At 64.6% G+C, this 12172-nt stretch carries 13 protein-coding genes; 6 read left to right on the plus strand and 7 right to left on the minus strand.

The features are described 5' to 3' along the window. Window positions 1–10 precede the first annotated feature (10 nt). Window positions 11–325 (minus strand): hypothetical protein, encoded by a 315-nt coding sequence (locus RA302_RS20680; RefSeq protein WP_007726381.1) that lies wholly within the window; start codon window positions 323–325, stop codon window positions 11–13. Next, entirely contained in the window at window positions 322–1200 is an 879-nt protein-coding gene (mca, locus tag RA302_RS20685; RefSeq protein WP_007726383.1) for a mycothiol conjugate amidase Mca, read from the minus strand. The genes RA302_RS20680 and mca overlap by 4 nt, the downstream gene beginning before the upstream one ends. A 279-nt stretch (window positions 1201–1479) precedes the next feature. Between mca and RA302_RS20690 the strand changes: the two genes are divergently transcribed. Together RA302_RS20690 and greA are read left to right on the plus strand one after the other, a co-directional pair. Continuing rightward, window positions 1480–1905, plus strand: a complete 426-nt coding sequence (locus RA302_RS20690) for a DUF4307 domain-containing protein (protein WP_007726384.1) — start codon at window positions 1480–1482, stop codon at window positions 1903–1905. 227 nt (window positions 1906–2132) lie between these two features. Next, complete coding sequence (gene greA, locus RA302_RS20695; RefSeq protein ID WP_007726385.1) at window positions 2133–2627, plus strand: transcription elongation factor GreA; 495 nt, start codon at window positions 2133–2135, stop codon at window positions 2625–2627. 88 nt (window positions 2628–2715) lie between these two features. On the opposite strand, the gene RA302_RS20700 is transcribed toward greA, so the two are convergent. Further along, window positions 2716–3816, minus strand: coding sequence for a C40 family peptidase (locus RA302_RS20700; protein WP_003943296.1), 1101 nt, complete (start codon window positions 3814–3816; stop codon window positions 2716–2718). Window positions 3817–4021: 205 nt separating this feature from the next. On the opposite strand from RA302_RS20700, the gene RA302_RS20705 reads away from it, so the two are divergent. Together RA302_RS20705 and RA302_RS20710 are read left to right on the plus strand one after the other, a co-directional pair. Then, window positions 4022–4267, plus strand: a complete 246-nt coding sequence (locus tag RA302_RS20705; protein WP_153211881.1) for a hypothetical protein — start codon at window positions 4022–4024, stop codon at window positions 4265–4267. Continuing rightward, window positions 4264–5058 (plus strand): FAD:protein FMN transferase, encoded by a 795-nt coding sequence (locus RA302_RS20710; RefSeq protein WP_003943281.1) that lies wholly within the window; start codon window positions 4264–4266, stop codon window positions 5056–5058. Before RA302_RS20705 ends, RA302_RS20710 begins: the two co-directional genes overlap by 4 nt. A 6-nt stretch (window positions 5059–5064) precedes the next feature. On the opposite strand, the gene ilvA is transcribed toward RA302_RS20710, so the two are convergent. The 3 genes from ilvA to RA302_RS20725 form a co-directional block, all read right to left on the minus strand. Further along, complete coding sequence (gene ilvA, locus RA302_RS20715) at window positions 5065–6228, minus strand: threonine ammonia-lyase (RefSeq protein ID WP_228402296.1); 1164 nt, start codon at window positions 6226–6228, stop codon at window positions 5065–5067. A gap of 135 nt (window positions 6229–6363) precedes the next feature. Next, window positions 6364–7536, minus strand: a complete 1173-nt coding sequence (locus RA302_RS20720; RefSeq protein WP_007728802.1) for a cystathionine gamma-synthase — start codon at window positions 7534–7536, stop codon at window positions 6364–6366. A 44-nt stretch (window positions 7537–7580) separates the two neighbouring features. Continuing rightward, complete coding sequence (locus RA302_RS20725) at window positions 7581–8966, minus strand: cystathionine beta-synthase (RefSeq protein WP_003943292.1); 1386 nt, start codon at window positions 8964–8966, stop codon at window positions 7581–7583. 71 nt (window positions 8967–9037) lie between these two features. On the opposite strand from RA302_RS20725, the gene RA302_RS20730 reads away from it, so the two are divergent. Further along, a complete protein-coding gene (locus tag RA302_RS20730; RefSeq protein WP_042448870.1) occupies window positions 9038–10009 on the plus strand; it encodes an SGNH/GDSL hydrolase family protein in 972 nt (323 codons plus the stop codon). A 121-nt stretch (window positions 10010–10130) separates the two neighbouring features. Beyond that, window positions 10131–11348: an acetyl-CoA C-acetyltransferase gene (locus RA302_RS20735; RefSeq protein ID WP_019744600.1), complete on the plus strand. Its 1218-nt coding sequence runs from the start codon at window positions 10131–10133 to the stop codon at window positions 11346–11348. A gap of 66 nt (window positions 11349–11414) precedes the next feature. Here the strand turns inward: RA302_RS20735 and RA302_RS20740 are convergent, their stop codons facing one another. Further along, a complete protein-coding gene (locus RA302_RS20740) occupies window positions 11415–12170 on the minus strand; it encodes an enoyl-CoA hydratase/isomerase family protein (protein ID WP_070162425.1) in 756 nt (251 codons plus the stop codon). Between the last annotated feature and the right edge of the window lie 2 nt (window positions 12171–12172).

The following is a 12172-nucleotide window of genomic DNA, read 5'->3' on the forward strand; positions in this document are numbered from 1 at the left end:
CTCGTTCGTCTCAGGATTCTTGCTTGGGCTTCTTCTCGGTAGAGACGTTGGGTTCCGCCGGGCTCGGAGCAGTGATAGCTCCCCGGTCGGTGCCTTCGTCTGCCTGCTGATCGAGTTCGGGATGATCCGGTTCGAACGTCTCCGGCAGCTTCTTGAGCTGGCGGTTCATCGACCGAACCAGGAGGATCACACCGATGAGCAGCGCAAGAATCACCAGCAGGCCGACCGGAGACGACTTTCCGAACTCCGGGCCGGATGGATTACTCGGGGTCTGAGCAAGAAATTGTGTGGTGCCGAGAACTACCTCGGCGGACAGAGCATTCACTTCTGAGCGTCCTCTTCGAGACCTGCGAACAGGTCGGTTTCCGGAATGGACGTGGTGACCCGCGTCTTGGCGAGCTCGAATTCCTCGGTGGGCCAGATCTTCTGCTGAATGTCGAGCGGCACAGCGAAGAACGAACCGTTGGGATCGATCTGCGTCGCGTGTGCGCGCAGAGCATCGTCACGCTGGGGAAAGTAGTCGCCGCACGTGACCTGAGTGGTCACCCGGACCATCATGTCGCCGCGTTCGGTCTTCCACTTCTTGAGCCAGTCCGCCATCGGGAACGGCTCACCGCGACGCTCGTACTCCTCCTGGAAGAGTTCGAGGCGCTTACGGATGAATCCGTGCGAGTAGTAGACCTTCTTGATTTCCCACGGCTGACCGTCCTCGGGGAAGTACTCGGGATCGGCGGCGGCTTCGTAGGCTGCCATCGTCACCTCGTGGCACCGGATGTGATCCGGGTGTGGGTATCCGCCGTTCTCGTCGTACGTCGTGACGACGTGGGGACGGAACTCGCGAATCACCTTGACCAGAGCGCGCGTCGACTCTTCGAGCGGAACGAGGGCGAAGCACCCTTCGGGCAGCGGCGGAAGAGGGTCGCCCTCGGGAAGCCCGGAATCGACGAAACCGAGCCAGCGCTGCTTCACGCCCAGGATGCGAGCGGCCTCGGCCATCTCCTCCTGGCGAACTTCGCTGATTCGATCGCGGACACCGGGAACGTCCATGGCCGGGTTGAGAATGTCGCCACGCTCACCCCCGGTGAGCGTCAGGACCATCACTTCGTGGCCTTCGGCTGCATAACGGGCGGTGGTGGCCGCACCCTTGCTCGACTCGTCGTCGGGATGGGCATGGACGGCCATGAGCCGGAATCCGCTCACGTGTTCGTTCACCTCAACTTCACCTGTAGCCGTTGCCGGCAGTTCACCTGTAGCCGTCACCGGCAGTCTTCGAATCACACGCTGTGCACCGCTCGGATTACTCCGGGCCGTTGCCGTCAAACGTACCGACTGCCGACAAACCTACCGACGGCGCGACGGGATACGTCCTCTATAGTTCCACCCGAGAGTTCCTGGCGCAGCCGTGACCCCTTCGGTAATCCGGCGGGACACAGTCAGTTGCTGCACGACACGCGAACTCGAGTCTTCGAGAGCAGAGTGATGAGCAAACCGCTTCCCCAAGATCGGTACCCGAGCACAACTCGCACGGGCAGTCCCCGCAAGTGGATGGTGTGGGCTCTGACCGCTCTCGTCATCGTCGTAGGCGGCGGAATCGCGTACTACGCGTACGGAAAATTTGCGGTCAAGGAAATCGAGACCGAGACCATCTCGTTCGACATCGCCAACGACTCCACGGTGAAGATCCGTTTCACCGTCACACGCGACGACTCGTCGCGTGAAGCGATGTGCATCGTGCGCGCACGCTCGAAGGACGGCTCCGAAACCGGTCGACGTGAGGTCTACGTCCCGTCGTCGGAACATCAGACCCTCGAGTTCAACACCGAGGTCAAGACGTCCCAGCCGCCAGGCATGGCCGACGTCTACGGCTGCAGCTTCGACGTTCCGGAGTACCTGACCAAGAGCTGACCTCGGAACGCACCCACCCTGCCGGACGTTTGACGCCGGACAGGGCGGGTAGTCATGCGTGATAGAATTGCCCGATACACGGTTCCGGGTGGAACCGTGTATTGCTGCATTGACGCAAGGTTTGACGGCAAGGTTGCATCCCTGGTGGTGCTTCTGTGTCGTTGTTCGCTGCTGTTGCAGCGATCGTCGAGGGAGCCCCCGGCTCCGACTACTAGGGAGTGATCGAGATGACCGAGACCCAGGTGACCTGGCTTACCCAGGAATCACATGACAGGCTCAAGAACGAACTCGACCAGCTCATCGCCAATCGCCCGGTCATCGCCGCCGAGATCAACGAGCGTCGCGAAGAGGGCGACCTGAAGGAGAACGGCGGCTACCACGCTGCCCGCGAAGAGCAGGGTCAGCAGGAAGCCCGCATTCGCCAGCTCCAGGAGCTGCTGAACAGCGCAAAGGTCGGCGAGGCCCCCACTCAGTCCGGTGTCGCACTGCCCGGATCCGTAGTCAAGGTCTACTACGACGGCGACGAGAGTGACACCGAGACGTTCCTGATCGCTACCCGCGAAGAAGGCGCACGTGACGCCAAGCTCGAGGTCTACTCGCCGAACTCACCGCTGGGCGGCGCGCTGCTCGAAGCCAAGGTCGGCGACACGCGTGAGTACAACCTGCCCAACGGCAGCACCATGAAGGTCACGCTGCTGAGCGCGGAGCCTTACCACAGCTGATCGGCTGTACCAGCTCTGAAAAGAAGCGCCACCCGACTCGGTCGGGTGGCGCTTCTTGCTCTGTCGACGCTCGCCGTTTCCTGCCCACTCACACCACGCGGCGAGCCTTCATGCCGGCGAAGATCGGGCCGACCTTCACCACGTCGCCGAACGTGGGTGCGTGAAGCATCTGACCGTTGCCGACGTAGATCGCCACGTGGCCGGGGCCGCCTGCCTGCCAGTTGCCGAACAACAGGTCACCGGGCTGCGCCTGATCCAGCGGGATCTCGACGCCGACACCCCACTGCGTCTCCGAGGTCCGGGGCAGAGTCACCCCGGTGGCCGCGTGGATCGCGTACGACGTCAGCCCCGAGCAGTCGAACCCGCCCATCGACGGCCCGTTGATGTTTCCGCCACCCCACACGTACGGCAATCCGAGAAACTTCAGACCGGCCTCGACGACGCCGCCCACCGCTGCGGCGAGGTTGTTGTAGTCGAAGGGCGCAAGCATCAGGGCGAACGAGTCCTGCAACGATTTGATCTGGGCGACGAACGGAGCGGCGACCGCCTGCTCCGCAGGAACCTCGCCCGACTTGTCTGCCGGAACGCCGCCCGCTTCGCGAACTGCGTCAGGCCCGACGTCGTAGGCAGCGAGCGCGAGGTCGACGGTATCGCCCTCGACCTCACCGGACTTCTGCCAGGACTGCGCTTGCTTCACGAGATCGCACAACCGGTATCCGGTTGTCATCACCGGATCGGCAACGCCCAGGATGTCCATCTTTCCGTCGCCGTCACCGTCCTTGCCGTATGCCGTCCACGCTGCGGTGGTGAAGCGGCCAGGCCCGCGCCCACCTTCCGGTGAGATGTCGGTATCGGGTCCGTACTTGAATCCGTTCTCGACCGAGTACAGCGAGGCGATCACCGCGGGCGTGATCTCCGAGCACAGAGCACCGGCCTTTTTGATCCACGGCGCGAACACTGCCACCGCTCCCACGGGCGCCAATGTCGCTCCCGGAAAGTTGGAGGGTACGGAAGGCACGATTCCCTCAGGTGTGTCCTGAGTTCGTGCCGGTCCGTTCCAGGCTGCAAGTGAGACTGCAGCATTCGAAGACTCGTTCTTCTCGACTTGTGCGGGCGCTCCGAGAGTTCCACTCATCACGCCCAGTGCGGTGCCGATCGACACAGCGATCGCCAGGACACCGACTGCCATCCGAACCTCCGATAAACCTCTGAAAATCCACGTACGTGGTCGTACCCGAAACTTGTCGGTGCGAACATCTACTCTTTCGAACATGCATTCGACACGGCTCAGTCTCGCGACTCCTGTAACCAATGTCTCATTTATCTCGGCGGGCGTTACGCAAATGACTACAGACGCCAAGGCTTTTCTCAGGTTCGGCGTGCAAGCTGAGTCCATGAGCGACGATCGGCCACGACCCGCCCGGGGACGCACTACGGTGTATCGACCCGTTCGCCTCGCCCTCGCAGCCACGGCTGTGGCGGGAGCACTCGCAAGCGGCGGACTTTCACTCGTTTCTTCTCCCACTGCCACGGCACTCGCACCGGACACGTCGGCTTCTCACACCAAGAATCCCGTAGCGAAGCGGCCCGTCGTGGTCGCCGGATTCGGAACCCCGGACGCCGTCTCCAACGGTTCGTGAGTACTCCGCGCTCGGCCTCCGAGTGGCTCACGTGGGGGGTTCAGGCCCGGGTCGTCGTCACCGACCCTGAAGTCCTTCCCTCCGCGGCCAGCCTGGTTCGCGGTTACCTCACCGCTGCCGACGCCGCCACCAATCGAGATCGTGCCGACTCCGAGATTCGTACCTATGTCAGCGCCGCGAGCAACGTCGACGGCGTCGCCGTGACCCCGATGTTCGCGCACTTCCTCGAAGACGCGTTGGCTGTCGCACGACTGACCGACGGCAAACTCACGCCGACGGCCGGGTCGGCAGACCCTCACTCCTGGTGGAAGATTCGCGTCGAGAACAACCGCGTGTACAGCCCGGACGACGTCGTTCTCGATCTGTCCGCGACGGCCCGCGCCAGTTCAGCGGACCACTGTGCCGCGTCCACTGCAACTCTTCTCGGGTGTGGCGTGCTGGTCGGCCTCGGCGGGGACATCGCGGTTGCCGGCCCGGCGCCGGAAGACGGCTGGCAGATTCAGGTGCAAGACCTGCCCGGCGACCCGACCTGCCAGGTAGCACTTCCGTCCGACTGCGGGATCGCCACGGCCAGCACCGTCAAGCCACTGCACCGCGAATCGACGGCGACGCCGATGTGGCGCACGGTGTCGGTGATTGCATCCTCCTGCGCCCAGGCCGCCGCATTCAGTCGGGTTGCGGTCGGCATGGGCGGTTCGGCCATCGACTGGCTACATCAACTCGACGTACCCGCCAGGCTGGTCGACCAGGAGTACCGCGTGACGGTTCTGGGCGGCTGGCCTGACGAGTAACTCGCCTCAGTTCTGCAGTCGTACTGCGTAACCGGCGCCGTCGAAGGCCGTCAGAAGTTCCGCCTTGTTGTCCGGACCACGCGTCTCGACGGTGAGGAAGACTTCCACTTCGTCGAGCGCGAGTTCGCCACCGGTACGGGAATGGATGACATCGACCACGCTGGCGCCGTTCGCTCGAACCACTTCCAGCAACGAGACCAGTGCGCCCGGCCGATCGTCGATGGTGATGTGAACGCCGAGGAACCGTCCGGCCGCTCGCAGACCGTGCGAGATGACGTGCGTGAGAAGTAGCGGATCGATGTTGCCGCCGGAAAGCACGGCGCACACCGGCCCTGTCAGTCCCAGCTCCTCCGGAGTGCAGGTCATCAAGGCCGCGACGGCCGCGACGCCGGCCGGTTCGACGATGAGCTTGGCGCGTTCGAGGCACAGCAGGAGCGCTTTGGACAGCGCTTCCTCGCTGACCGTCACCACGGCGTCGACATGGGCGGCAACTTCGGCGAACGGAACCTCGCCCGGGCAGCCAACAGCGATACCGTCTGCCATCGTGGACATCGACGCCAAGGCGGTCGGCTTCCCGGCTGCCAACGACGCCGGCCAGGCAGCCGCGGTCTCGGCCTGCACTCCGACGATGCGGACCTGCGGGCGCACAGCTTTGACGGCTGCAGCCACTCCCGCGATCAAACCGCCACCGCCGGTGGGAACGAGGATCGTGCCGACCTCAGGCAGTTGCTCGAGGATTTCGAGCCCCACAGTCCCCTGCCCCGCCACGACGTCCTCGTGGTCGAACGGGTGGACCAGAACTGCTCCGGTTCGGTCCGCGAATTCGCGAGCGGCCACGAGCGCTTCGTCGACAGTCGAACCGTGCAGGTGGACCTGAGCTCCATATGCCTTGGTGGCCACCAACTTCGGCAGCGGCGCACCCGTCGGCATGAAGACGGTCGACTTGATTCCCAATTCTGTTGCAGACCAGGCAACTCCCTGCGCATGGTTACCGGCACTGGCCGCCACCACGCCCGCTGCCCGTTCCTCTGCGGAAAGATTGGCAATGCGGTTGTACGCACCGCGCGGTTTGAAAGAGCCGGTGCGCTGCAGATTTTCACATTTCAAACTCACGGCGAAGCCGGTGGTTTCGGACAACACTCGCGAGGCCACGACCGGGGTGCGTCGCATGACCGGGGCGAGCAGTTGCTGTGCAGCCTTTATCTGTTCGAGATTCACGCATGCCTCCAGAAAGTGCGCCTCCACACCCTCGTGAGGTGTGAAGGCGCACTGCAGATTCGAAGTCGAATTACTGTAGAGCGAAGATCAGGACAGCGCTTGCTCGATGTCGCCGACCAGATCGGAGGCGTCTTCGATGCCGACCGACAGGCGAACCAGATCGTCGGGAACCTCGAGAGCGGAACCGGCCGTCGAGGCGTGGGTCATCGCACCGGGGAATTCGATGAGGGATTCGACTCCGCCGAGAGATTCTGCCAGCGTGAAGATCTCGGTGCGCGAGCACAGGTCGAGAGCTGCCGCCTTGCCGCCCTTGAGACGGACGGAGATCATGCCGCCGAAGCGTCGCATCTGCTTGGCCGCGACCTTGTGCGACGGATGCGAAGCCAGTCCGGGGTAGATGACGCTGGCAACCGCGGGGTGGCCGTCGAGCAATTCGACGACCTTCTCCGCGTTGTCACTGTGACGCTCCATGCGCAGCGCCAGTGTCTTGATTCCGCGCAACGTCAGGAACGCGTCGAAGGGGCCGGGAACGCCGCCGGATCCGTTCTGCAGGAAGGCAAACGCGGTGTCCAGTTCTTCGTCGTTGCAGACGAGAGCGCCACCGACCACGTCGGAGTGTCCGCCGATGTACTTGGTCGTGGAGTGCAGCGCGATGTCGGCACCGAGCTGCAGCGGCTGCTGCAGGTACGGCGACGCGAAGGTGTTGTCCACCACGATCTTTGCGTTGCCCTCGTGGGCGACCTCGGCAAGGAGCTCGATGTCACCGATATTGAGCAGCGGGTTCGTGGGCGTCTCGACCCAGACCAGCTTGGTGTTGGACTTCATCGCCGCGCGCACCGCATCGACGTCGGACACCGGAGCCGGGGTGTACTCGATCCCCCACTGCGTGAAGACCTTGTCGATGAGACGGAAGGTTCCGCCGTACGCGTCGTCGGGGATGACCAGGTGATCGCCCGGTCGAAGTACCGAACGGAGCAGGCAGTCGGTGGCCGCCATTCCCGAACTGAACGCTCGGCCGTAGGTTCCGGATTCGAGCGCTGCGAGGTTCGCCTCGAGTGGGCGACGGGTGGGGTTACCCGTTCGCGCGTACTCGAAGCCACTGCGCATTCCACCGACGCCGTCCTGGGCGAAGGTGGAACTCGCGTAGATCGGCACGTTGACCGCACCGGTCAGCGGATCGGGTTCGTAACCCGCATGCACCGCTTTCGTGGAGAAACCCTGCCAGCTGATGTTGTCGGCCTTGCTGCGTTGCTCACTCATGGTCCCCAGCCTAATGGCGCCGGTGCCGGCGCAGGAATCCGAACTCAGGAATCCGAACTCAGGAAACCCAGGAGATCGTGGCGCGTGATGACACCGACCGGCTTGCCGTCGTCGACGACCATGAGTGCGTCGGTGTCCCCGAGCGCCTTCGTGGCAGCCGAGACCGGCTCGCCGGAACCGATGAGCGGGAACGGCTTGCTCATGTGCTTCTCGACGGAATCCGCAAGGTGCGCACGGCCTTCGAAGACCGCGCTCAGCAGATCCCGCTCGGACACACTTCCGGCGACCTCGCCCGCCATGACCGGCGGCTCAGCACCGACGACGGGCATCTGGGACACGCCGTACTCGCGCAGGATCTCGATCGCGTCGCGCAGGGTCTCCGACGGGTGGGTGTGAACGAGGTCCGGCAGCTCGCCCGACTTGCCACGCAGAACGTCGCCGACGGTGGGGACGTTGGTCTTGCCGTCGAGTGGGGTGCGCAGGAATCCGTACGACGCCATCCACTGATCGTTGAAGATCTTGGACAGGTAGCCGCGGCCACCGTCCGGCAGGAGGACGACGATCAGGGCGTCGGGACCCTCACGCTTGGCTACTTCGAGGGCAGCGACGACGGCCATACCGCAGGAACCGCCGACCAGCAGTCCCTCCTCGCGGGCGAGGCGACGCGTCATCTCGAAGGAATCGGCGTCCGAGACCGCGATGATCTCGTCCGGGATGGACGGGTCGTATGCCGACGGCCAGAAGTCTTCGCCGACGCCTTCGACCAGATACGGACGACCGGTGCCGCCGGAGTAGACGGAGCCCTCGGGGTCTGCGCCGATGACCTTGACCTTGCCGCCCGAAACTTCCTTGAGGTAGCGGCCGGTGCCGGTGATGGTGCCGCCGGTGCCGACGCCCGCGACGAAGTGCGTGATCTTGCCGTCGGTGTCGGCCCAGATCTCGGGGCCGGTGGTCTCGTAGTGGCTCTCCGGTCCGCCCGGGTTGGAGTACTGGTTGGGCTTCCAGGCGCCGGGGATCTCACGGGTGAGACGGTCGGAGACGCTGTAGTAGCTGTTCGGGTTGTCCGGCGCGACGGCCGTGGGGCACACGACCACCTCGGCGCCGTAGGCGCGCAGGACGTTGCGCTTGTCTTCGCTGACCTTGTCTGGGCAGACGAAAACGCACTTGTATCCACGCTTTTGCGCCACGAGCGCCAAGCCGATTCCGGTGTTGCCCGAAGTCGGCTCGACGATGGTGCCGCCCGGCTTCAGTTCACCCGAAGCCTCGGCTGCGTCGATCATCTTGACGGCGATGCGGTCCTTGGAGCTACCGCCAGGGTTGAGGTATTCGACCTTGGCTGCCACCGTGCCGAAGTTTTCGCCCGTGACGGACGTGAGCTTGACGAGTGGGGTGTTGCCGATGAGGTCGACGACGTGTTCCGCGATGCGCATTCGTCCATGTTCCCAGATGAAAGAAAACGGTGCGCGCGGACGTCGGGCGAAGGTGGTGCAATCCGGCTAGATTGGCAAGTGTGAGTCGAACCGGACTGAAAGCGTCGGTGGCCACGGTGGTGGCCGGATCGAGTGCAGGCACGCTCTCCTGGTTGGGCTACAACTATCTGATGTCGCAGGCGGGGGCGGCCCGCGGGGTGATCGGTCGCAATATCGCCAAGCCACCCGAGGCGGACGGGGTGTACGCGCCCGGCGCCGACAACCCGGAACTCTGGTGGCGGGCCGTGCCCTTCGATCTCCACTTGATGATCTTCGGCGATTCGTCTGCGGCCGGCGTGGGCGCGCTGACGGCCTCGGAAGTTCCGGGTGTTCAGGTCGCGAAGCTGCTTGCGAGTGAAACCGGGAAGCGAATCCGTTTGAGCACCAAGGCCATCGGGGGCGCCACCTCCCGCGGGTTGAGTGGGCAGGTCGACGCCATGTTCGTCGCCGGTCCTCCCCCGGACGCTGCGGTGATCCTGATCGGCGCCAACGACGTCACCGCCAAGAACGCGATTCACGCGTCGGCTAAACGCCTCGGCGACGCGGTTCGACGCTTACGCGAGAGCGGCGCCGTCGTTGTTGTCGGCACCTGCCCGGATCTGGGGGTGGTCACGGCGATCCCGCAACCTCTGCGCTCCGTGGTGCGCGAATGGGGCCATCGCCTCGCACTCGCCCAGGCGGCCGCGACCAGAAACGCCGGGGGTCATCCCGTTCCACTGGCCGACCTGCTGGCCAAGGAATTCCTGGCCTCGCCCGACACGATGTTCTCGGCCGACCGTTTCCATCCGTCCGCGGCCGGATACGAACTCGCGGCGAAGCAGATCGTCCCGGTTCTCGCGTCGGCTCTGGGTGAATGGCAGGGTGGCCCGCTACCCGAACTCCCCCACGTCTCGGAGGCGGCGCAAGCCCGCACCGTCGCGGCCCGACTGACGGCGGCGGCAACCCAGTGGAAAGCCTTCGCGAGACGCACCAAACCTGCAGGTCAGCGCCCCGACGTCAACTGAGTGAGACTGCGTGACCACCATCTGGGAGCGGCAACGTAAATTGTAAGTCGAAGCTGCATTCAACTTGCCCTGCTCGACGGCGTTTCAAGCCGCCCTCGAGCAGTACACAAAAGGAGTTTTCATGCCCGAGGCAGTAATCGTCTCAGCAGTACGGTCGCCCATCGGCCGCGCAATGAAGGGTTCGCTCAAGGACATCCGCCCGGATGACCTCGCAACTCAGATGGTTGCCGCCGCGTTGGCAAAGATCCCCGAGCTCGACCCCACCGAGATCGACGACCTCATGCTCGGTTGCGGCCAGCCCGCCGGTCAGTCGGGCTTCAACATCGCCCGCGTCGTCGCCGTCCAGCTCGGCTACGACTTCCTCCCCGGTGTCACGGTCAACCGTTACTGTTCCTCCTCGCTGCAGACCACCCGCATGGCGCTGCACGCCATCCGCGCAGGCGAGGGCGACGTCTTCATCTCCGCCGGCGTCGAGTCCGTCTCCAGCTTCATCACCGGCAACGCCGACGGCCTCCCCAACACCAAGAATCCGCTCTTCGACGCAGCGCAGGCCCGTAGCGCCAAGCTCGCCGAAGGTGGAGTCGCCTGGACCGATCCTCGCGAAGAGGGCCTGATCCCCGACGTGTACCTGGGCATGGGCCAGACCGCCGAGAACGTCGCTTCGGCCACCGGCATCACCCGCGAAGACCAGGACCGCTGGGCAGTTCGCAGCCAGAACCGCGCCGAGGAAGCCATCGCGCGCGGCTTCTTCGAGCGTGAGATCACGCCCGTCACGCTCGCCGACGGCACCGTCGTCTCCAAGGACGACGGCCCCCGCGCCGGCACCACCTACGAGGGCATCAGCGGCCTCAAGCCCGTCTTCCGCCCCGATGGCACCGTCACCGCCGGCAATGCCTGCCCGCTCAACGACGGCGCAGCCGCACTGGTGATCATGTCCGACACCAAGGCAAAGGCACTCGGCCTGACCCCGCTCGCTCGCATCGTCTCCACCGGCGTCTCGGGCCTGTCCCCCGAGATCATGGGCCTCGGCCCGATCCAGGCCGTCAAGAACGCCCTGAAGATCGCCGGCAAGTCGATCTCCGACATCGACCTGTTCGAGATCAACGAGGCATTCGCAGTGCAGGTCCTCGGATCCGCTCGCGAACTGGGCATCGAAGAGGACAAGCTCAACATCTCCGGTGGCGCGATCGCGCTGGGTCACCCCTTCGGTATGACCGGTGCCCGTATCACCAACACCCTGATCAACAACCTGCAGGAGCAGGACAAGACCTTCGGCGTCGAGACCATGTGTGTCGGCGGCGGACAGGGCATGGCAATGGTGATCGAGCGCCTCAGCTGATCCCCTGAGCACGTCGAAAGCGGCCGCCCGGCTTCTGCCGGGCGGCCGCTTTCGTGTGGTCGGGTTTCAGGTAGTCGTGAACTTCCGAGCAAAACTCCCCAACTCGCGAATCAACTCTCGCGCAGCGTCGTCCTCACGCTGCACGGCAGCGCGAGCTTCGTCCGCCCATCCGTGACGGAGCAGTCGTTTGGCGGCAAGAACTGCCGGTCCGACGTTGGCGGCAATCTGCTCGGCACTCTCGCGGGCGCGTGCCTGTACCTGGTCGGCCGGCACGGCGGCTGTCGCCAGTCCGTAGGCGGCCGCTTCGACGCCGCTGAGCCACCGGGCCGACAGGATCAGCTCGGCGGCTCGCTGCGTTCCGATCACCTTGGGCAGTAACCAACTACTGGCAGCTTCGGGAGCTGTACCCAGCGAGGTGAACGGTGCCCGCAGACGTGCGTCCTCGGCAACGTAGACGACGTCGCAGTAAAGCAGCATGGTCAGGCCGATGCCGACGGCAGCGCCGTGTACCGCGGCGATCAATGGCTTCGGGAACTCCACCAGCGCGACGATCAGCGGCGCGAATGCGTGGCCGAAGTCGGCGTTGTCTGCGCCTGGTTCGGCGAGTGCGCGTAGGTCGACGCCACTGGAAAATGCCTTGCCTGCGCCCTCGACGATCACCACGGCCACGGCTTCGTCCGACGCCGCGTCGTCGAGCGCTTTGGTGAACGCTCGAAAACCGGCTGCATCAAATGCGTTCAGGCGACTCGGATTATTGAAGGTCAGCGTTCGCACTGCTCCGGCATCCGCGACCAGGATGGGTTCAGAGGTGTTTGTCGACATTC

Source organism: Rhodococcus sp. DN22 (assembly GCF_036669995.1).
Classification (GTDB): domain Bacteria; phylum Actinomycetota; class Actinomycetes; order Mycobacteriales; family Mycobacteriaceae; genus Rhodococcus_F; species Rhodococcus_F erythropolis.